Genomic DNA, 21,044 nt, shown 5'->3' on the forward strand with positions numbered 1-21,044 from the left:
TTGGGTAGTTTCGCAGCCTCGCTTTGGCTCGACAGCGGTTACACCAGCTGCCAATAGGGGGGGGGTAGCCGCTGCCGCAGGCTGCGAACGGCTCCGCAGGAGGCGTAGGTGGGGCTGAGGAGGCTGGAGGTTATCGGGAGATTGAAAGGTTGTGCCCGCCCCCTGGTGGCGTCAGCGATGCAGCAGGGCCAGCAGCCACATCAGGTTCAGCAGCAGGGCGAGCAGGGCGATGCCTCGCCAGACCTTCAGCGGCTCCCGTTCCAGCCAGGGCCGCGGGCGGGGGCTCAGGCTGCGGCGTTCACCCTGTTCCAGCGCCAGCAGCCATTCTTCCGCCGTTTCATAGCGCTGGGCGGGGTCGGCACAGACTCCGCGTTCCAGGCTTTGCTCCAGCCATTCCGGCAGGTCCGGGCGATAGCGGCTGGGAGGCACCGCGGCGCCGAAGCGCGGGCGCTGGAAGGCTTCGATCTCGCCGTGGGGGTAGTGCCCGGTCAGCAGGTAATACAGGCTGACGCCCACCGCATAGAGGTCCTGTTGCGGGCTCGGAGGTTCGCCGGTGAAGGCTTCCGGGGCGATGTAGCCCGGGGTGCCGGGCAGCAGGTGCGCCGGGTCCGCCGACAAGCCCGGGCAGTAGGCCAGGCCGAAATCCAGAATCCGCAGTTCGCCGTCGTCCCCCAGCAGCAGGTTGTCCGGCTTGATGTCGCGATGCAGGATCTGCCGCCGGTGCAGCAGGCCAACGGCCCGCAACAGGCGCTCGGCCAGGGATTGCCACTGGTCCAGTGGCAAAGGGCCGCTGTGGCGAAACAGCTGTTGCAGGGTGCGCCCGGGGTATTCGCGCATCAGGTAATACAGGTGCTGGCGCGCCGTGCCGCCGTGCACCTGGGGAAAGTGCCGCCCGGCCACGCGGCGCAGCAGCCACTCCTCGGAGAGCAACCCCTGGCAGGCCGCCCGGTCGTCGTGCAGGGCCGCCGGCAGGGTTTTCAGCAGCCAGGCCTGTTGCTGTTCGTCACGCACCCGATACAGCAGCGCTTGCCGGCTGTGGTTGAGCAGTGCCTCGACCTGCCAGCCCTCGAACTGCTGCCCCGGTTTCAGCGGCGGTGGCAGGGGCCATTGCCGCAGGTGCAGCAGGGCATCGCCAATGCTGCGTTCCCCCAGTGCGTCGACCCGCACCAGCAGTGCGCTGGCATTGTCCTGGCTGCCGGCCAGGTGCGCGGCACTGACCAGGGTGGCCACCGCGCGGTCCAGGTCCGGCTGGTCGCGCAGGATGGCGGCGATGGCGCTGTCGCCCAGGGTGGCCCAGACGCCGTCGCTGAGCATCAGGAAGCATTCGCCCTGGCGCAGTTCGCCATCGAGAAAATCCACCACCAGGTGCTGGTCCAGGCCCAGGGCGCGCTTGAGCACATGCTGCATGCCCGGTTGCTCCCAGACATGGTCCTGGCTGATGCGTTGCAGTTGCTGCTGGTGCCAGCGATAGACCCGGCAGTCGCCGACATGGGCCAGGGTGAAGCGCTGCCCTCGCAACACCAGGGCGCTGAGGGTGGTGAGCAGGGGCTGGCCGCCGCCATTGGCCTGGAGCCAGCGATTCTGCGCGCTCAGCAGGCGTTCCAGGGCTTCGGCCACGGCCCAGGTCTGCGGGGTGGCGTAGTAGTCCAGGGCCAGGGCCTGCAGGCTGGAACGCGCGGCGAGGCCGCCATCGGCACATTGGCTGACGCCATCGGCGATGGCGAACAGCAGTCCTTTGCTGGCGGCCAGCTCCGGCGCCGGGGTGACCCGGCGCAGGGCGTCCTGGTTCTCCGCCCGCGGGCCGCTGGCGCTGGCCTCGGCGTGGCTCAGTTGCAGGCCCATGACGTGCTCAGACTCGTGCCGCGGTGACGGCGGCGGAGCCCCAGGTGGTTCTCCAGCGGCGCTTGACCCCATGCAGGCCGAACCAGGCCAGGACTCCGAGGCTGGCGAACAGCCACAGGGCCAGTTGGTAGCTGCCGCTGCTCTGCTTGATGGCGCCCATGCCCGCGGCCAGGGCGAAACCGCCGATGCCCCCGGCCATGCCGATCAGTCCGGTCATGACCCCGATTTCCCGGCGAAAGCGCTGCGGCACCAGTTGAAACACCGCGCCATTGCCCGCGCCCAGGCCCAGCATGGTGCAGACGAACAAGGCCAGTGCGGCGTAGGAACTGGGCAGGTTGAAACCCACGGCAGCGATGCACACCACGGCCACGCCGTACATCGCCAGCAAGGTGCGGATGCCGCCGAAGCGGTCGGCCAGGGCGCCGCCCAGGGGGCGCATCAGGCTGCCGCCGAAGACGCAGGCGGCGGTGTAGTAGCCGGCGGTCACCGGGCTCAGGCCGTACTGGTCGTTGAAGTAGCCGGGCAGGGCGCTGGCCAGGCCGATGAAGCCGCCGAAGGTCACGCTGTAGAAAAACATGAACCACCAGCTGTCACGGTCGCCCAGGGCCTTGAAGTAGTCGCCCATGGACTTGGCGCGAGGGCGCTCGGGAGCGTTTCGCGCCAGCCAGGCGAACAGCGCCAGGGTCAGGATCAGCGGGATCAGGGCGAAGCCGAAGACATTGCTCCAGCCGAAAGCCGCCGCCAGCAGCGGGGCGATCAGGGCGGCGAACACGGTGCCGGAGTTGCCGGCACCGGCGATGCCCATGGCCTTGCCCTGGTGTTGCGGTGGATACCATTGCGAGGCCAGGGGCAGGGCCACTGCGAAAGAAGCACCGGCCATGCCGAGGAACACCCCCAGCAACAATGCTTGTTCATAGCTGTGGATGCCCAGTTTCCAGGCCACGAACAGGGCGCCGATGACTATCACCTGGCCGATCAGGCCGGCGGTTTTCGGTGACAGGCGGTCGGCCAGCAGGCCCATGATGAAGCGCAGCACCGCACCGGCGAGGATTGGCGTCGCCACCATCAGGCCGCGTTGCTGGGTGCTCAGGTGCAGATCGGCGGCGATCTGCACCGCCAGAGGGCCCAGCAGGTACCAGACCATGAAGCTCAGGTCGAAATACAGGAAGGCTGCAAACAGGGTCGGGGTATGGCCGGATTTCCAGAAGCTTGAATTCATCGCGCACCTCAGCTGATAGGGGTCGTTGGAGCCGTCATGAGCTTGCAGGTGGAGCGCCGTGCAGCCGCGCCACCGGCCCCGTTCAGTGGGGCCAGAACGACAAAGACGTCGGCGTCCGGCTCGCGGTGGGCGAGCAGGGCGCGCGACGTCTTTGTCGTAGGTGGGCAACCGCCGTTGGTTACCGTCGTGGATTTGAAAGCAAGAGCCGAGCCAACCGGCGGCCATGTTGGCTGGCATGGGCAGGCTCGCTGTAGGAGCTGGCTTGCCAGCGAAGGCGCCCTCAAGACTGGCACAAGGTTCAGAGGCCTATTCGCCGGCAAGCCGGCTCCTACGGGGCGCAGGTCAGCCCAGCAGTTCCTGCATGGCGATGATCTGTTCCGCCACCTGGATCAGTTTCTGCTGCCTGCTCATGGCCTGGCGGCGCATCAGGGTGTAGGCCTGTTCTTCGTCGCAGTCCTTCATTTTCATCAGCAGGCCCTTGGCCAGTTCGATGCGCTTGCGTTCGGCCAGTTGCTGGTCCCGGGCCTGGAGTTGCGCGCGCAGGGCCTGGTCGCTTTCAAAGCGCGCCATGGCCACGTCGAGGATGGGTTGCAGGCGCTGGACCTGGATGCCTTCGACGATATAGGCGCTGACCCCGGACTTGATTGCCTGGCGCATCACCCCCGGGTCGTGCTCGTCGGTGAACATCACGATGGGCCGGGGCTGGTCGCGGCTGACCAGCACCACTTGCTCCATGACGTCGCGGCTGGGTGACTCGGTATCGATCAGGATCACGTCCGGACGCACTGTTTCGACGCGTCCGGGCAGATCGATGGTCAGGCCGGATTCGTCGATCACCTCGAAGCCGGCCTCGCTCAGAGCAGCCTTGAGCCGGCCGACTTTCTTCGCGGTGTCGTTGATCAGCAGGATACGCAGCATGGTGGCGGGCTCCGGTCAGCGCTGGGCGACAAGGGACGGTGAGTCGTTGAGGGCGTGCAGGCGGAAGCTGCGGGCATAGGCGGCAGGCTGTGAACCGTCCCAGACCTTGCCGTCGATCAGTTGGCTGCTGCGCATGTCCTGGCCCCAGGCGGCGATGCCCAGCGCGCCGGCGGCTTCGCGGTACAGCTCCAGCTGTTGCACCTGGCGCGCGACGCCGAGGTAGTCCGGGTCCTCGCGCAGCAGGCCCCAGCGGCGGAACTGGGTCATGAACCACATGCCGTCGGACAGGTAGGGCAGGTTGACGGTGCCGTGCTGGTGAAAGCGCAGGGCATGAGGGTCCTGCCAGCGATTGCCCAGGCCGTCGGCGTAGTCCCCCAGCAGTCGCGGTTCGATGCAGGCCAGCGGGGCATTCAGGTAGTCGGCGGCGCTCAGGAGCAGGGCTGTGCTGCGGCGGTTTTCCGGACTTTGCTCGATGAAGCGGCTGGCTTCTAGGATCGCCATCACCAGGGCGCGGGCGGTGTTGGGGTATTGCTCGACGAAGGCGCGGGTGCAGCCGAGGACCTTTTCCGGGTGGTCGGGCCAGATCGCCTGGCTGGTGGCCAGGGTGAAGCCCAGGTCCTGCTGCACCGCGCTGGCGCTCCACGGCTCGCCGACACAGAAACCGTCGATGCGCCCGGCCTGCAGGTGGGCGACCATCTGCGGCGGCGGCACCACCACGCTGTCGACATCCTGCAGCGGGTGGATGCCCTGGCTGGCCAGCCAGTAGTAGAGCCACATGGCGTGGGTGCCGGTGGGGAAGGTCTGGGCGAAGGTCAGGCGCGCCCGGCTTTGGTGCACGTGGCGGTCGAGTGCTTCAGGGCTGGTCACCTTGAGGGCCTGCAGCTCGCGGGACAGGTTGATGCTCTGGCCGTTCTGGTTCAGGCCCATGAGCACCGCCATGTCGCAGTGGCTGGTCCCGCCGATGCCCAGGTGCACCGCGTAGATCAGGCCGTACAGGCTGTGGGCGGCATCCAGTTCGCCGCTCACCAGCTTGTCCCGCAGGCTGGCCCAGGAGCTCTGGCGCTTGAGGTTCAGGGTCAGTCCGTAGGGCTGGGCGAAGCCCTGGGTGGCGGCGACCACCACCGAGGCGCAATCGGTCAGGGCCATGAAGCCCAGGTCGATGGCGGACTTTTCCGGGGCATCGCTGCCGTTGACCCAGGCCAGCGGGGTGTTTGGGCGTTCAGTCATGACGGGGCACCTTGCATAAAAAAGCGTCGTACCCGCGGGCCGGGCCAAGCCCGCGCAGGTGACGACGCCGTTGTCCTTGAGCCCGGGCCGCCATTGGCTCGGGTTTGATGCGCAAAAGGGGTGCAAGGCATATGCCATTGCCGGGGATTTGCTTGTGCGCCTCGCCTGCAAGCCCCGGGCGCGGCTATAATCGGCGGCCAATTTCGCCGCCAACCGAGTTCATCCCGCCCATGTATACCCTGGCCCGCCAGCTGCTGTTCAAACTCTCCCCGGAAACCTCCCACGATCTGTCCCTGGACCTGATCGGTGCGGGCGGGCGTTTGGGGCTTAACGGTCTGCTGTGCAAGGCGCCGGCCCAGTTGCCGGTCAAGGTCATGGGCCTGGAGTTTGCCAACCCGGTGGGTCTGGCCGCCGGCCTGGACAAGAACGGTGCGGCCATCGACGGCTTTGCCCAGCTGGGTTTCGGTTTTGTCGAGATCGGCACCGTCACCCCGCGTCCGCAGCCGGGCAACCCCAAGCCGCGGATCTTCCGCCTGCCCCAGGCCGAAGCCATCATCAATCGCATGGGCTTCAACAACCTGGGGGTCGATAACCTGCTGTCGCGAGTTGCCGCTTCGTCATACAAGGGCGTGCTGGGGATCAATATCGGCAAGAACTTCGATACCCCGGTGGAGCGGGCGGTGGACGACTACCTGATCTGCCTGGACAAGGTCTACGCCCATGCCAGCTATGTCACGGTCAACGTCAGCTCGCCCAACACGCCGGGGCTGCGCAGCCTGCAATTTGGCGAGTCGCTCAAGCAGCTTTTGGCGGCCCTGAGCCGGCGCCAGCAGGAGCTGGCGGTTATCCACGGCAAGCGGGTGCCGCTGGCGATCAAGATCGCTCCGGACATGAGCGATGAAGAAACCGTGGAAGTGGCCCGGGCCTTGCTGGAAACCGGCATGGATGCGGTGATCGCCACCAACACCACCCTGAGTCGCGAAGGCGTCGAAGGCCTGGAGCATGGTGATGAGGCGGGCGGCCTGTCTGGCGCGCCGGTGCGCGACAAGAGCACCCATACGGTCAAGGTGTTGGCCGCAGAGCTGGCCGGCCGTTTGCCGATCATTGCCGTGGGCGGCATCACCGAAGGCAAGCACGCGGCTGAGAAAATCGCCGCGGGTGCCAGCCTGGTGCAGCTGTATTCGGGCTTCATCTATAAGGGCCCGGCGTTGATTCGCGAGTCGGTGGACGCTATCGCGGCCATGGGCTGAGAGGGCAAGGACGGCAGGCATAAAAAAGGGCTCCTCGAAGGAGCCCCTGGGCCGAAGCCCGCCGCCCGGATGGGGCGTGCGTGGTTAAGTCGTCATCTATTCAAGTTGTAGGTGTCGGAATGTGCCCTGATCAGCCGACAGCGCGAAGTTCGTTGAGTCTGTGGATGCCCGCAGTGCCTGTCATACCGTCCCAGTTGTCGCCGCGTCCTTCGCGCCAGCCGTTGATCCAGGCTTGGCGTACCGACGGTAGAGTAAATGGGCAAAGCTCACGGGACTTGCCATTAACGCCATACTGATATCCGCGTAAAAATGCTCTTTCCAACGGATCACGCTTTAGTCTTCTCATAGGGTGTTTCCCTCACTTGTTGACTGCTTTATGTCCCGTCGACCTTCTTCTGAGGTCGGGCAGAATGTCTCTGCCGTTGGTGCTCGCTGCCGGCGTGGCGAGCTTTGATGTTGACGTCATTGCGGCGTCAACCTGTGGTGAGTTCTAACCAATAGGTCACAGCAAGTGAATGATCGTTTTGTCATAAGGACGTAACGATATTGCTGTCCAGGCCATAAGCCGGGAGTGGTTTTGTCGCCTGTTTGTCAGGCGAAGCCCGCTGTGATCAGCCTCTGACTAGATGATGAGGTTAATGCTTTAGTGAGAATGTCGAACGGTTGCACTCAACTACTATTCGACGAAGGGTCGACTTATGTCATTTTGTTGCCCTGACTTTTTATCTGTCCCGGCCTCAAAGCTCTTTTGCCCTGCAAGAAAGCCTGCCTGCCGGGGTGGGACGGCACAGTTTCGTGCCACACGAGCGCTCTTGAAGAAAAGCGCTTGATTGAAAACCGAGCGGGCGATGCGTTGCCCGTTCACTTATTGCCAAAGGCCCTGGTACTCCCATGTCGGATCGTTACGAACTCTTCCTCACCTGCCCCAAAGGCCTTGAAGGCCTGCTGATCGAGGAAGCCGTCGGGCTTGGCCTTGAGCAAGCGCGTGAGCACACTTCTGCCGTGCGCGGCATGGCCGACATGGAGACGGCCTATCGCCTGTGCCTGTGGTCGCGCCTGGCCAACCGGGTGCTGCTGGTGCTCAAGCGCTTCCCGATGAAGGATGCCGAGGACCTCTACCACGGCGTGCTGGATGTCGACTGGCAGGACCACATGCTGGCTGACGGCACCCTGGCGGTGGAATTCAGCGGCCATGGTTCGGGGATCGACAACACCCACTTCGGCGCCTTGAAGGTCAAGGACGCCATCGTCGACAAACTGCGCACCCCGACCGGCGAGCGTCCTTCGGTGGACAAGCTCAACCCGGACCTGCGCATCCACCTGCGCCTGGATCGCGGCGAAGCCATTCTCTCCCTGGACCTGTCCGGCCACAGCCTGCACCAGCGTGGCTATCGTCTGCAGCAAGGCGCCGCGCCGCTCAAGGAAAACCTGGCGGCGGCGATCCTGATCCGTGCCGGCTGGCCACGTATTGCCGCCCAGGGCGGCGCCCTGGCCGACCCGATGTGCGGTGTCGGCACCTTCCTGGTGGAAGCCGCGATGATCGCCGCCGACATCGCGCCCAACCTCAAGCGCGAGCAGTGGGGCTTCACCGCCTGGCTCGGCCACGTGCCGGCGCTGTGGCGCAAGCTGCATGACGAAGCGCTGGCCCGGGCCCAGGCCGGCCTGGCCAGGCCGCCGTTGTGGATCCGTGGTTATGAGGCCGATCCGCGCCTGATCCAGCCGGGTCGCAACAACGTCGAGCGTGCCGGCCTGAGCGATTGGATCAAGATCTATCAGGGTGAAGTCGGCACCTTCGAACCGCGTCCGGACCAGAACCAGAAAGGCCTGGTGATCTGCAACCCGCCCTACGGCGAGCGCCTGGGTGATGAAGCCAGCCTGCTGTACCTCTACCAGAACCTCGGTGAACGCCTGCGTCAGGCCTGTCTCAACTGGGAGGCGGCGGTGTTCACCGGCGCTCCGGACCTGGGCAAGCGCATGGGCATCCGCAGCCACAAGCAGTACTCGTTCTGGAACGGCGCCTTGCCGTGCAAGCTGTTGCTGATCAAGGTCCTGCCGGATCAGTTCGTCACCGGCGAGCGGCGCACCGCCGAACAGCGTCAGGTGGAACGCGAGCAGGCCCAGGCCGCCGCGGACGAGGCACCAGTGCGCCAGTTCAACAAGAATGGCAATCCGATCAAGCCGGCACCGGCTCCGGCCCCGGTGGTCGAACAGGCACGCTTGAGCGAAGGCGGGCAGATGTTCGCCAACCGCTTGCAGAAGAACCTCAAGCAGCTGGGCAAATGGGCCAAGCGCGAAGGCGTCGAGTGCTACCGGGTCTACGATGCCGACATGCCGGAGTACTCCCTGGCCATCGATCTGTATCAGGACTGGGTGCATGTGCAGGAATACGCGGCGCCCAAGTCGGTGGACCCGGAGAAGGCCCAGGCCCGTCTGTTCGATGCCCTGGCGGCGATTCCCCAGGCGCTGAACGTGGACAAGAGCCGGGTGGTGATCAAGCGTCGCGAGCGTCAGAGCGGCACCAAGCAATACGAGCGCCAGAGTGCCCAGGGCCAGTTCACCGAAGTCCGCGAAGGCGGGGTCAAGCTGCTGGTGAACCTCACCGACTACCTGGATACCGGGCTGTTCCTCGATCACCGGCCGATGCGCATGCGGATTCAGCAGGAGGCCGCCGGCAAGCGCTTCCTCAATCTGTTCTGCTACACCGCCACGGCCAGCGTGCATGCGGCCAAGGGCGGGGCGCGCAGCACCACCAGTGTCGACCTGTCGAAAACCTACCTGGACTGGGCGCGACGCAACTTCTCGCTCAACGGTTTCTCCGACAAGAACCGCCTGGAGCAGGGCGACGTGATGGCCTGGCTGGACAGCTGCCGCGACGAGTTCGACCTGATCTTCATCGACCCGCCGACCTTCTCCAACTCCAAGCGCATGGAAGGGGTGTTCGACGTGCAGCGCGACCAGGTGCAGTTGCTGGACCTGGCCATGGCGCGCCTGGCCCCGGGTGGCGTGCTGTACTTCTCCAACAACTTCCGCAAGTTCCAGTTGGATGAGAACCTCGCGACGCGTTATCAGGTCGAAGAGATCACGGCAAAAACCATCGACCCGGATTTTGCCCGCAACAGCAAGATTCACCGGGCCTGGAAAATCACCGCCCGCTGATGGCCGGATAAGTCCCCCAAGGCCCGATTTTTCGGGCTTTGGAGGCTGTTTAGCGCTGGTCAAATTAATGGCTAATGGCTATAACTCTCACTTGATCCGGATGACACCCAAACTCGCTGGCGTGATGAGTTCTACTTATGCCGTTGCATGTGGTACGCCCGAAAATCCTGGGTTTCATTAGTGAAGAGGTCTCGGCCTGGCTGGTGGCGGTGCTGGTGTTGCTCGCGGGCAGCATTCTCACCGGACTCTTGGCCTGGTCCACCTACAACCTGAACAAGCAGCAGTTGCGCCAGCGCTTTCAGTTGCTGGTCAGCGAACGCTACAGCCGCATCGAAGAGCGCTTTCAAGACCAGGAGCAACGCCTGGACGGTTTGCGGCGTTTCTTTGTCAATTCCGATCATGTGACTCGCCAGGACTTCGAGGGATACGCCAAGCCTCTGCTGCGTCGTACCCAGGCCTATGCCTTTGCGCCGCTGATCAGTCGTGCCCAGCGGGCGGATTTCGAGCAGGCGGTGCGCCGTGAGGGACAGCCGGGATTTGCCATCGTGCAACTGAACGCGGCGGGGCAGATGGAGCCGGCCGGTGACCAGGATGAGTACGCGCCGGTGCTCTACAGCCAGACCCAGAGCCCCTTGGGCTCGCCCCTGGGGTATGACCTGCTGGCCCAGCCGCTGCGTCGGGCCACGCTGGAGCGTGCCCGGGTGCTCAATGGCCTGGCAGTTTCGCCGCCGATGCATCTGGTGGCGGTGGATCCGGCCTATGCCCGCGGGGTGCTGCTGGCGGCGCCGGTCAGGCGCGCCCTGGATGACCCATCGCCCCAGGGCAGGCCCTACGGCTATGTGCTGGCGGTGATCAGCCTGCGGCAACTGGTGGCGGACGGCTTGCCGGCCTCGGCCAGTGACAACCTATCGGTGCGAATTCTCGATCTGTCCGCCGAGGGCCAGCATGAGGTGCTGTATGAATCGAACAACCTGCCGGTCACCAGTCACCTGAGTGCCAGCCGTCTGCTGCGGCTGGCGGATCGGGATTATCAAGTGGAAATCCGCCCCAGCGCGGCGTTCCTGCATGCCAATCATTCTTCATTGACCAGCCTGGTGATCCTCGGCAGCTTGCTCAGCCTGCTGCTCAGCGCCTTGCTCTACGTGTTGGTGAGTCAGCGGCAACGGGCCCTGGCCCTGGTCGAACAGCGCACCGGTGAGCTGCGCAGTCGCGAGCAGGAACTGCGCGGGACCCACAGTCAGTTGCGCAGCGTGCTCAATGCCGCCACCCAGGTGGCGATCATCGCCACCGACTTGCGCGGGGTCATCAGCACCTTCAACGCCGGCGCCGAGCAGATGCTGGGTTACCGCAGCAGCGAGGCGGTGGGCCACTTGACCCTGGAAAGCCTGCACCTGCCCCAGGAGCTGGAAGCATGGGCCCATAGCCTCAGCCAGCGCTATGGCAAGCCGATCGAGGTGTCCCGGGCGATGCTGGTGGAAGAGGGCATGGCCGGTGGGCATGAGGCCCGGGAATGGACCCTGGTGCGACGCGACGGCAGCCACCTGCAAGTGAACATGCTGGCGACCCCGGTGCTGGACGATCAGGGGCTGTGGATCGGCCACCTGGCGATCTGCATCGATATCACCGAGCGTAAGCGGGTGCATGAAGCCCTGGCGGCCAGGGACCGGTTGCTGAACAGGCTCAGTGCCCATGTTCCTGGCGGCATCTATCAGTTCAAGCTGGACGCCGATGGCCATGCCAGCTTTACCTACGCCAGCGATGGCATTCGCGAGATCTACGAGATCGAGCCGCAGTTGCTGCAGGAGGATGCCGAGGCGGTGTTTGGGCGGATCCATCCCGAGGATGTGCAACGGGTACGCGAGTCGATCCGGATTTCCGCCCAGCAGTTGAGTCCATGGCGCGAGGAATACCGGGTCTGCCTGCCGCAACGGGGACTGCGCTGGATGCGCGGGGCGGCGACCCCGGAAAGCCTGAGTGGTGGTGGGGTTCTATGGCACGGCTATATCTCGGATATCTCCGATCTCAAGCGGGTCGAGGAAGAACTGCGGGCCTTGTCGGTCACCGATTCGCTGACCGGAATTCACAACCGGCGCTATTTCCAGGAGCAGTTGCAGAGCGAAATGCAGCGCTTGGAGCGGGGTGGCGGCGAAATGGCGGTGATCATGCTGGATGTCGACCACTTCAAGCGGATCAACGACCAGTACGGCCACGGCGTGGGGGACCAGGTGCTGCGCGGGCTGTGCGAGCGCATTGGCCGGCGGCTGCGACGCACCGATGTGTTCTGCCGTCTGGGGGGCGAGGAGTTCATGGTTCTGTGCCCGGACACCAGCGCCCGCCAGGCGCTGATCCTGGCCCAGGAGCTGTGGCAAGGCTTGCGCAGTTCGCCGATCGCGCCGGTGGGCAGGGTCACCGCCAGTTTCGGTATCGCCAGCTGGCGTGAGGGCGAGGGGGCCGATGGCTTGCTGTTGCGGGCCGACTCCGGGGTCTATGCCGCCAAGCAGGCCGGCCGCGACCGGGTTCAGGCCGAGTTTCCCTGAACGGCGACGGCGACGCGGGGCCGCCGCCGTCGGCCCGGGGCGTTACAGCGGCGAAGCGCTGGTGGCCAGTTTGGGCTGGCGATACAGATCCAGCAGCACCTGATCCAGCACCGAAGAGGCACCGAACGGCCGTGGATCGTTGAGGATGGCAACCACCGCCCAGGTGTTGCCGTTGTCATCGCGGCTGTAGCCGGCAATGGCGCGGACGGTGTTCAGGGTGCCGGTCTTGATGTGGGCTTCACCGGACATGGCGGTGCGCTTGAGGCGCTTGCGCATGGTGCCGTCCATGCCGGCAATCGGCATCGAACTGATGAACTCGGCGGCGTAGGGACTCTTCCACGCCGCTTGCAGCAGGCCGGCCATTTCCCGGGCGCTGACCCGTTCGGCACGGGACAGGCCGGAGCCGTTCTCCATCACCAGGTGCGGCGCGGTGATGCCTTTCTTCGCCAGCCACTGGCGCACCACGCGCTGGGCGGCCTTGGCGTCATCGCCATCGGCTTCATTGCGGTACTTGGCTCCCAGGCTCAGGAACAACTGCTGGGCCATGGTGTTGTTACTGTACTTGTTGATGTCGCGGATGATTTCCGCCAGGTCCGGAGAGAAGGCCCGGGCCAGCACCTTGGCGTCCTTGGGCACCACCGCCAGGCGGTCCTGGCCCTGGATGCTGCCGCCCAGTTCGCTCCAGATCGCCCGCACCGCGCCGGCGGTGTAGGTGGCGTGGTCCAGCAGCGACAGGTAGGTCTGGGAGCTGCAGCCATCGCCCAACTGGCCACCGACGGTGACGATCACGCTGCCATCGGCCTGGGTGACCGGGTTGTAGCGCACGTCACCGGTGCATTGCTTGGTGTTGACCGCCTTGACCTGATTGTCGATGCGGATCTTGGCGATCGGCGGCTCCACCGACACCAGTACGCGCCCGGAATCGTTGCGGGCGACAAAGCGCAGGGCCTTGAGGTTGACCATCAGCGCATCGGGCTTGACCAGGAAGGGTTTGTTCTCGTCATTGCCGTCGTCATTGAATTCCGGCAGTTGCGGTTGCACGAAGTAGTTGCGATCCAGCACCAGGTCGCCGGTGACTTGCTGCACGCCATTGGCTCGCAGGTCGCGCATCAAAAGCCAGAGCTTTTCCATGTTCAGCTTGGGGTCGCCGCCGCCTTTGAGGTACAGGTTGCCATTGAGAATGCCGCCGCTGAGGGTGCCGTCGGTGTAGAACTCGGTCTTCCACTGGTGGGTCGGGCCGAGCATTTCCAGGGCCGCGTAGGTGGTGACCAGCTTCATGGTGGAGGCCGGGTTGACGGATACATCGGCGTTGAAAATCGTCGGGGTGCCCGGGCCGTTCAGCGGAATCATCACCAGCGACAGGGCGTTGTCCGGGAGTTTGCTGGCCTTGAGGGCTTGTTGAACCTTGGGTGTCAGGGTGGTGTTGACCGGGGCCGCGGAGGCGGGGAAGGCCAGGGGGAGGAAAACACTGGCCAGCAGAAGAGGACGCAACGATTTGATCATATGAAATTGAACCCTGCAGTCGAGGGGAAAAAAGGCGAGGGCATGCAGATAAAATCCCTCAGTGGTCATGAAAGTGTCGGCATTATGCCCCAAGGTATAGTGGCTTGTGCCGTGCCACGGCCCGCCGGGGCGGTATTTTTTTTACCAATGGCACGACCGCGTCCTCATAGAGTCAGGCAATCGCCCGCCTAAACTGGTAAAGTGCCGCCCGTTATTACTTATGAGGATTGTTCCATGGCCACTAACCGTTCCCGCCGTCTGCGCAAAAAACTCTGCGTAGATGAATTTCAGGAGCTGGGTTTTGAGCTGAACCTGGATTTCAAAGAAGATCTGGCTGACGAAGCTATTGACGCTTTCCTCGACGCATTCCTCAAAGAAGCGATGGAAGCCAACGGCCTGGGCTATGTAGGCGGCGACGACTTCGGTCTGGTTTGCCTGAGCAAGCGCGGTTCCGTGAGCGAAGAGCAGCGCGCCACCGTTGAAGCCTGGCTCAAGGCACGCACCGAGCTGACCAACGTTGAAGTCAGCCCGCTGCTGGACGTCTGGTACCCGGACAACGCGATCAACCCAGTCGCGTGATGTCATGCATGAGCGGCCCGTCCGGGCCGCTCATGCGTTGCTGTCCTGCTTGGGCGGCCTGTCGAATTTTCCCTTGTGTTTCTCGCCACTGCCACGGGCCAGCCCCGGGTTTCGTCGTGGGCGCTATTGGCCGGCAAAGCCCTTCAGGCACTGCGCCAATTCAGAATCATCAAGGTGATCACCCCGGCGACAATTCCCCAGAACGCCGAGCCAATGGAAAACAGCGTCAGCCCCGAGGCCGTGACCATGAAGGTGATCAACGCGGCCTCGCGCTCCTTCACTTCACTCATGGCGATGCTCAAGCCGTTGATGATCGAGCCGAACAGTGCCAGGGCGGCGATGGACAGCACCAGCTCCTTGGGCAGGGCCGCGAACAGCGCGGCCAGGGTGGCGCCAAAGACCCCGGCAATGCCGTAGAAAATCCCGCACCACACCGCCGCGGTGTAGCGCTTGCCGTGATCTTCATGGGCGTGGGGCCCGGTGCAGATGGCGGCGCTGATGGCCGCCAGGTTGATGCCATGGGAGCCGAATGGCGCCAGCAGCAGCGAGGCAAAGCCGGTGGCGGTGATCAGCGGCGAGGCCGGAACCTTGTAGCCGTCGGCCCGCAGTACGGCGATCCCGGGCATGTTCTGCGAGGTCATGGCTACCACGAACAGGGGAATGCCGATGCTGATGGTGGCCGCCAGGGAGAAGTGTGGCGTGGTCCAGACCGGTGTCGCCACTTCCAGGTGAAAGCCGCTGAAGTCCAGCAGGCCCATGGCGCCCGACAGGGCCGTGCCGATCAGCAGCGCGGCCAGCACCGCGTAGCGCGGCGACAGGCGCTTGACCACCAGGTAGGTGAAGAACATCCCCAGGACCAGGCCGGTGCGGTGCTGGGCGGCGACGAAAATCTCGCTGCCGATCTTGAACAGGATCCCCGCCAGCAGGGCCGCTGCCAGGGAAGCCGGGATCTTTTTCACCAGGCGCTCGAAGCTGCCGGTGAGCCCGCACAGGGTAACCAGCACGGCACAGGTGATGTAGGCGCCGATGGCTTCGCCGTAGGTGACGCCGGACAGGCTGGTGATCAGCAGGGCCGCGCCCGGTGTCGACCAGGCAATGGTGATCGGGGTGCGATAGCGCAGGGACAGGCCGATGCTGCAGATCGCCATGCCAATGGAAATGGCCCAGATCCACGAAGAAATCTGACCGCTGGTCAGGCCGGCGGCTTGTCCGGCCTGGAACATCAGCACCAGCGAACTGGTGTAGCCGGTCATCATGGCGATGAAACCGGCCACGATGGCTGAGGGCGAAGTGTCCGCCAGGGGGCGTAATTGCGCGGGTGTGGCGTCGGACATTACTGCTATTCCTTGTTCTTGAAAGACACAAAACCCACGTCCAGCGAACATCGCTCGAATCATGCGCGAGCAATGGGCCGGTGAAGGGGTTCAGGGTTCAAGCCTAAACTTAAAAGCAACTTTGCATTGCAATACAGCCGTGACTACAAATAGCCGTACAGTCGCTGAAAGAGTGTGGGGGCCATTAACACTTTTTACTAATGATCCCCAGTGGTTGTGTACAATGTGTCCCTGTTTTAACGCGATACTTGCCAGCGACCCACCGTGACGTATTACAGTCACGCCGAAATCGCCGCAGTCCTCCCGACCCGAGTGCCCATGAACGAACAGTTGCAACCTCTCAAGAAACAACCGCGAGCAGGCAAAGCCGGTCGCAGCGGAACCCAGGACGATATTGTCTACGCGCACATCTTTGAGGCCATCCTCGAGCAGCGCCTGGCGCCCGGCACCAAGTTGAGCGAGGAGGCGTTGGGAGAAATATTCGGAGTCAGCCGGACCATCATCCGTCGCGCCCTGTCGCGCCTGGCCCATGAGGGCGTGGTGCTGCTGCGGCCCAATCGTGGGGCGGTGGTTGCCAGCCCGAGTGTCGAGGAAGCCCGTCAGGTATTCCTCGCCCGGCGCCTGGTGGAGCGGGCCATCACCGAGCTGGCGGTGCAGCATGCCACCGCCGAGCAACTGCTGGAGTTGCGGCAGATGGTCAACGAGGAACGCGACAGCTTTTCCCGGGGTGATCGTGGCGCCGGCATCCGCCTGTCCGGGGAGTTCCACCTGAAGCTGGCCGAGGCGGCGAAGAATGCACCGCTGATCAGCTTCCAGCGCAGCCTGGTGTCCCAGACCTCGCTGATCATCGCCCAGTATGAAAGTGGCAACCGCTCCCATTGTTCCTACGATGAGCACACTCAACTGATCGACGCCATCGAAGCCCGGGATGGCGAGCTGGCGGTGAACCTGATGATGCATCACATGGATCACATCGACAGCAAGCTCAATCTCGACGAGGAAAGCGCCTCGGACGACCTGCACGCGGTGTTCTCGCACCTGCTGCAGACCAAGAAGCCGGGACGGCCCAGCGCCAAGCTGTAAGCCTGGATCCGCTCTGAAAATCCCCCGCCGCGTGGCTCGCGCAGCGGGGGGATTTTTGTTTGGCCTCAGGTTTGCCGGCGCGTCCGGCAGATTGTTTTAACTTTGTGCAAGTATTGTATACAGTGCCTGCTTCAATGCGCATGGCAGGCGAGTCCGTGCGCCTCTGGTCCTGCGCAAGGAGCCTGCGGCATGAGCGGCAGAACGCTACGTATTCATTCCTCCGCCATCCATTACTTCGACATGGTGCGGCGCTGCCATTCGATTCGCGAGGCGGCCCGGCGCCTGAATGTCGCGTCTTCGGCGGTGAACCGGCAGATTCTGAAGATCGAGGACGAAATCGGGGCGCCGCTGTTCGAGCGCTTGCCCGGTGGCCTGCGCCTGACCCTGGCCGGGGAGATCCTCAGTCGCCACGTCAATCTGGTGTTGCAGGACCTGGAGCGGGTGCGCCTGGAGTTCGACGCCCTGCGTGGCTTGCGCAGCGGGCACGTCGAGATCGCCACCGTGGAAGGCGCCACCGTGGACCTGCTGCCCTCGGTGCTCAAGCGCATGCGCGAGCATTATCCGCAGGTGACCATCGGCGTCACGGTCCAGGGGTCGCAATCGATTCCCCTGGCCTTGATCAACAGTCGTGCCGACCTGGGCCTGGCCTTCGCCTTGCCCCGCGCCCCGGAGATTCGCCCGTTGAGTGTCGGGCATTTTCGCCTGGGGGCCCTGGTCAGTCCCGACCATCCCCTGGCCGAGCGGGGCAGCGTCAACTTCGCCACCTGTGCCGAGCACGGCCTGATCCTGGCCAAGAGCGAGCTGTCGATCCATCACCTGCTGGCGCCGTTGCACAAGCGCCTGGGGCTGCTGGATAAGCCGCCGTTGCAGAGCAACTCCATGGAACTGGCGCGGCAGATGGCCCGGCACAACATGGGCGTGGCGTTCCAGACCCGGGTCGGGGTGGAAGCCGATCTGAGCAAGGGCGAACTGGTGCACATCCCCCTGAGCGATCAGGGCGGGATCTACAGCGACCTGGGACTCTACGCCCGCAGCGGGCGCGAACTGCCCAGCGCGGTGGAGGCGCTGGCCCATCTGCTCAGCGAAGAGATCGCCATTCGTGAACGGGCCGAGCGGGTCTTTGGCCAGCCGGTGCTCTGAGTCCATGGTTACAGGCGCTGTTGCCGTTTTGGCAGCGCCCTGGTCGATATTCTGTTCTTTGGGCCCTATGGCGCTTGTGCCGATACTGCGTGCGGTCGGCAGCCAGCGAAGCTGCCTAACGCCACACCGCCACAGGACATAATAAAAATGAAAAAGGCATTACAAGGCGCAACCCTGCTGATGACGTTGATCGGAGCAGGGGAAGCGGCCGCCCTGGAGTGGATGAACAACAGCGTCGGCTTTCGGTACGGCAAGGAGTTCACCAATCCGAACAACCCGCACTACATCAGCAAGCGCATCTACAGCTTCACCCACGCCAGCGGCTACCAGTACGGCAGCAACTACCTGCACCTGGACGTGCTGCTTTCCGATAGCGACGATCCGCGCAAGGGCACCGACAAGGGCAGCAGCGAAGTCTACGGTGTCTACCGTCACCAGCTCTTTGCCTCCCGGGTCCTGGATACGCCTCTGGGCACCGGTCTGATCAAGGACTACGCGCTGACCCTGGGGTTTGACGCCAGCCGCAACAACAACCTGGGATCGGCGAAGAAGCGCGCCCTGGTCTTCGGTCCGACCCTCAAGTTCAACACCGTCGGCGTCCTTGACCTGAGCTTGCTGTACTACAAGGAAAACAACCATTCGGGGATTCCCGGGGCCAAGGATCCGGACCACACCTTCGATGACACCTACCTGCTCAACCTGGCCTGGATGCGACCTTTCGAAGTCGGCAGCCACGCGGCCAAGTTCCAGGGTTTCATCAACTACACCGGGGAAAAGGGCCACGACTACAACTACCGCGACACCGCTCCGGAAACCCTGCTGCGCAGTTCGCTGATGGTGGCCGTGCTGCCGGGCAAGAACGTCAAGCCCAACCTGTACCTGGGGGTTGGCTACGAGTACTGGCATAACAAGTTCGGGGTGGACGGCGGACGTGGCACGCGGACCTCGGCGCCCACCCTGAACCTGGAAGTGACCTTCTAGGTTCCGTGCAACCCGCTTCAGGGTGCAGACAAAAAATCCCCCGTGCGACGCTGTCGAACGGGGGATTTTCGTTTTCGCAAGGTTAGCGCTGGTGCACCTGCCGGCCAGCGGCGTAGGTCTGCAGCACGGTGCGATCATCCCCCAGGGTCATCAGCACGAACAGGGTTTCGGCGATGCTCTTGGCTTGCTTCAGGCGGTAGCTGAGCAGCGGTGTGGCGTGGTAATCGAGGACCACGAAGTCAGCGTCGGTGCCCGGGTGCAGGGTGCCGATCTTGTCCTCCAGGCGCAGGGCCCGGGCGCCGCCCAGGGTTGCCAGGTACAGCGACTTGAACGGGCTCAGGCGCGCGCCTTGCAGTTGCATGACCTTGTAGGCCTCGTTGAGGGTCTGCAGCAGCGAGAAGCTGGTGCCGCCACCGACGTCGGTGCCCAGGCCGACGTTGAGCTTGTGCTTTTCCGCCATCGGCAGGTTGAACAGGCCGCTGCCGAGGAAGAAGTTCGAGGTCGGGCAGAAGGCCACGGCCGAGCCGGTCTGCGCCAGGCGAGCGCATTCCTCGTCGCACAGGTGCACGCCGTGGGCGAACACCGAACGCTCACCCAGCAACTGGTAGTGGTCGTAGACGTCGAGGTAGCCCTTGCGCTCCGGGAACAGTGCCTTGACCCATTCGATTTCCTGCAGGTTTTCACTGATGTGGGTCTGCATGTAGAGGTTGGGGTACTCGGTCAGCAACTGGCCGGCCAGGGTCAGTTGCTCCGGGGTACTGGTCGGCGCGAAGCGTGGAGTGACGGCGTAGTGCAGGCGGCCCTTGCCGTGCCAGCGCTCGATCAGCGCCTTGCTTTCCTGGTAGCCGGATTCGGCGGTGTCGGTCAGGTAGTCCGGGGCGTTGCGGTCCATCATCACTTTGCCGGCGATCATCCGCAGGTCGAGTTTCTCGGCGGCTTCGAAGAACGCGTTGACCGACTGCGGGTGCACGCTGCCGAACACCAGGGCGGTGGTGGTGCCGTTGCGCAGCAGTTCCTTGATGAAGATGTCCGCCACTTCATCGGCGTGGGCCTGGTCGGCGAACTGGCTTTCGCAGGGGAAGGTGTAGGTGTTCAGCCAGTCCAGCAGTTGCTCGCCGTAGGCACCGACCATGCCGGTCTGGGGCAGGTGGATATGGGTGTCGATGAAGCCGGGGGTGATCAGGGCATCCGGATAGTGCTCGACCTGCACCTGGGCGGGCAGGTTGGCCAGCAGTTCGCTGGCGTGGCCGAGGGCGCTGATCCGGCCGTCCTCGACCACCAGCAGGCCGTCTTCGAAATACTCGTAGGAGGCTTCGATGCCGACTTCGGCCGGGTCGGCGATGCTGTGCAGGATGGCGGCTCGGTAGGCTTTGCGAGTTAAAGGCATGGGGATTCTCGGTGTGTGGCGTTTCAGTTCGAAGCCTGACTGCGGCGCGAAGCCGGCAGCAGTTTGGCAATGGGTTCGGCGCTGGCGCTGGGCTGGCCGAAATGGGCGTTATAGGTGGCGATGATCTCACCGGCGATGGAGATGGCGATTTCCACAGGCAACTTGCCTTTGACTTCGCCCAGGCCCATCGGGCAGCGCATGCGTTGCAGGGTGGCGGCGTCGAAACCGCGGTCGCGCAGGCGATGCTCGAACTTGACCCGTTTGGTCTTCGAGCCGATCAGGCCGAAATAGGCAAAGTCGTTGCGCTTGAGCAGGGCGGCGGTCAGCTCCAGGTCCAGTTGGTGATTATGGGTCATGACGATGCAGTAGCTGCCAGGAGGCAGGTTGTCGATTTCTTCCACCGGCTCTTCGCTGACGATCTTGTGCACGCCCGGGGGAATCTGTTCCGGGAACTCCTGTTCCCGGGAATCGATCCAGCGCACCCGGCAGGGCAGGCTCGCCAGTAGCGGCACCAGGGCGCGGCCGACGTGTCCGGCGCCGAATACGGCGATCTGCGCCTGTACCTGGCCCATGGGCTCGAACAGCAGCACCGTGGCACCGCCGCAGCATTGGCCAAGGCTGGCGCCAAGGCTGAAGCGCTCCAGGTGGGTGGCCTGCTTGCCGGCGGCGAGCATCTCCCGGGCGATCTGCATGGCCTTGTATTCCAGGTGGCCGCCGCCGATGGTGTCGAACGCCCGAGTGGCGCTGACGACCATCTTCGAGCCGGCGTTACGCGGCGTCGAACCGAGTTCTTCGATGATGGTCACCAGCACGCAGGGCTCTCCCTGGGTCTGCAGGTCGGCGAGGGCGCTGATCCAGTTGTACATGTTCACCTCGACATCTTGGTGG

General features: G+C 64.2%; 16 protein-coding genes. 7 read left to right on the plus strand and 9 right to left on the minus strand.

The features are described 5' to 3' along the window. Window positions 1-171: 171 nt before the first annotated feature. The 4 genes from POS17_RS09350 to POS17_RS09365 all read right to left on the minus strand — a co-directional run bounded on the left by POS17_RS09350 (window position 172) and on the right by POS17_RS09365 (window position 5,206). Entirely contained in the window at window positions 172-1,842 is a 1,671-nt protein-coding gene (locus POS17_RS09350; protein WP_060838295.1) for a bifunctional protein-serine/threonine kinase/phosphatase, read from the minus strand. Between the two features lie 7 nt (window positions 1,843-1,849). After that, window positions 1,850-3,061, minus strand: a complete 1,212-nt coding sequence (locus POS17_RS09355; protein WP_060838296.1) for a nitrate/nitrite transporter — start codon at window positions 3,059-3,061, stop codon at window positions 1,850-1,852. A gap of 342 nt (window positions 3,062-3,403) precedes the next feature. Continuing rightward, on the minus strand, window positions 3,404-3,979 hold the full coding sequence (locus POS17_RS09360; protein WP_060838297.1) for an ANTAR domain-containing response regulator: 576 nt from the start codon (window positions 3,977-3,979) through the stop codon (window positions 3,404-3,406). A gap of 15 nt (window positions 3,980-3,994) precedes the next feature. After that, window positions 3,995-5,206, minus strand: coding sequence for a CmpA/NrtA family ABC transporter substrate-binding protein (locus tag POS17_RS09365; RefSeq protein WP_060838298.1), 1,212 nt, complete (start codon window positions 5,204-5,206; stop codon window positions 3,995-3,997). 230 nt (window positions 5,207-5,436) lie between these two features. On the opposite strand from POS17_RS09365, the gene POS17_RS09370 reads away from it, so the two are divergent. Beyond that, window positions 5,437-6,456: a quinone-dependent dihydroorotate dehydrogenase gene (locus tag POS17_RS09370; RefSeq protein ID WP_060838299.1), complete on the plus strand. Its 1,020-nt coding sequence runs from the start codon at window positions 5,437-5,439 to the stop codon at window positions 6,454-6,456. Window positions 6,457-6,586: 130 nt separating this feature from the next. Here the strand turns inward: POS17_RS09370 and rmf are convergent, their stop codons facing one another. Continuing rightward, window positions 6,587-6,802 carry a ribosome modulation factor gene (rmf, locus tag POS17_RS30780; RefSeq protein ID WP_016965693.1) on the minus strand — a complete coding sequence of 72 codons (216 nt, stop codon included), beginning with the start codon at window positions 6,800-6,802 and terminating at the stop codon, window positions 6,587-6,589. Between the two features lie 545 nt (window positions 6,803-7,347). On the opposite strand from rmf, the gene rlmKL reads away from it, so the two are divergent. Beyond that, the gene (gene rlmKL / locus POS17_RS09375) at window positions 7,348-9,612 is read left to right on the plus strand and encodes a bifunctional 23S rRNA (guanine(2069)-N(7))-methyltransferase RlmK/23S rRNA (guanine(2445)-N(2))-methyltransferase RlmL (RefSeq protein ID WP_060838300.1); all 2,265 of its coding nucleotides are present in this window, start codon (window positions 7,348-7,350) and stop codon (window positions 9,610-9,612) included. 137 nt (window positions 9,613-9,749) lie between these two features. After that, a complete protein-coding gene (locus POS17_RS09380) occupies window positions 9,750-12,149 on the plus strand; it encodes a sensor domain-containing diguanylate cyclase (protein ID WP_060838301.1) in 2,400 nt (799 codons plus the stop codon). A 42-nt stretch (window positions 12,150-12,191) separates the two neighbouring features. On the opposite strand, the gene dacB is transcribed toward POS17_RS09380, so the two are convergent. After that, window positions 12,192-13,652 (minus strand): D-alanyl-D-alanine carboxypeptidase/D-alanyl-D-alanine endopeptidase, encoded by a 1,461-nt coding sequence (dacB, locus tag POS17_RS09385; RefSeq protein ID WP_060838302.1) that lies wholly within the window; start codon window positions 13,650-13,652, stop codon window positions 12,192-12,194. 234 nt (window positions 13,653-13,886) lie between these two features. Between dacB and POS17_RS09390 the strand changes: the two genes are divergently transcribed. Continuing rightward, window positions 13,887-14,231 carry a YggL family protein gene (locus POS17_RS09390; RefSeq protein ID WP_047284881.1) on the plus strand — a complete coding sequence of 115 codons (345 nt, stop codon included), beginning with the start codon at window positions 13,887-13,889 and terminating at the stop codon, window positions 14,229-14,231. Window positions 14,232-14,374: 143 nt separating this feature from the next. Here the strand turns inward: POS17_RS09390 and POS17_RS09395 are convergent, their stop codons facing one another. Beyond that, on the minus strand, window positions 14,375-15,565 hold the full coding sequence (locus POS17_RS09395; RefSeq protein ID WP_060838303.1) for a benzoate/H(+) symporter BenE family transporter: 1,191 nt from the start codon (window positions 15,563-15,565) through the stop codon (window positions 14,375-14,377). Window positions 15,566-15,883: 318 nt separating this feature from the next. On the opposite strand from POS17_RS09395, the gene POS17_RS09400 reads away from it, so the two are divergent. From POS17_RS09400 to POS17_RS09410, 3 genes are all read left to right on the plus strand, one after another. Next, window positions 15,884-16,648 (plus strand): GntR family transcriptional regulator, encoded by a 765-nt coding sequence (locus tag POS17_RS09400; protein WP_011060203.1) that lies wholly within the window; start codon window positions 15,884-15,886, stop codon window positions 16,646-16,648. A gap of 189 nt (window positions 16,649-16,837) precedes the next feature. Then, window positions 16,838-17,788, plus strand: coding sequence for a LysR family transcriptional regulator (locus POS17_RS09405; RefSeq protein ID WP_060838304.1), 951 nt, complete (start codon window positions 16,838-16,840; stop codon window positions 17,786-17,788). 147 nt (window positions 17,789-17,935) lie between these two features. Next, on the plus strand, window positions 17,936-18,769 hold the full coding sequence (locus tag POS17_RS09410) for a hypothetical protein (RefSeq protein ID WP_060838305.1): 834 nt from the start codon (window positions 17,936-17,938) through the stop codon (window positions 18,767-18,769). Between the two features lie 82 nt (window positions 18,770-18,851). Here POS17_RS09410 and guaD read toward each other — a convergent pair whose 3' ends face one another. Together guaD and xdhC are read right to left on the minus strand one after the other, a co-directional pair. Next, the gene (gene guaD, locus POS17_RS09415) at window positions 18,852-20,156 is read right to left on the minus strand and encodes a guanine deaminase (protein WP_060838306.1); all 1,305 of its coding nucleotides are present in this window, start codon (window positions 20,154-20,156) and stop codon (window positions 18,852-18,854) included. A 23-nt stretch (window positions 20,157-20,179) separates the two neighbouring features. Beyond that, window positions 20,180-21,022, minus strand: coding sequence for a xanthine dehydrogenase accessory protein XdhC (gene xdhC / locus POS17_RS09420; protein WP_060838307.1), 843 nt, complete (start codon window positions 21,020-21,022; stop codon window positions 20,180-20,182). Between the last annotated feature and the right edge of the window lie 22 nt (window positions 21,023-21,044).

Source organism: Pseudomonas sp. Os17 (genome assembly GCF_001547895.1).
Taxonomy (GTDB): Bacteria; Pseudomonadota; Gammaproteobacteria; order Pseudomonadales; family Pseudomonadaceae; genus Aquipseudomonas.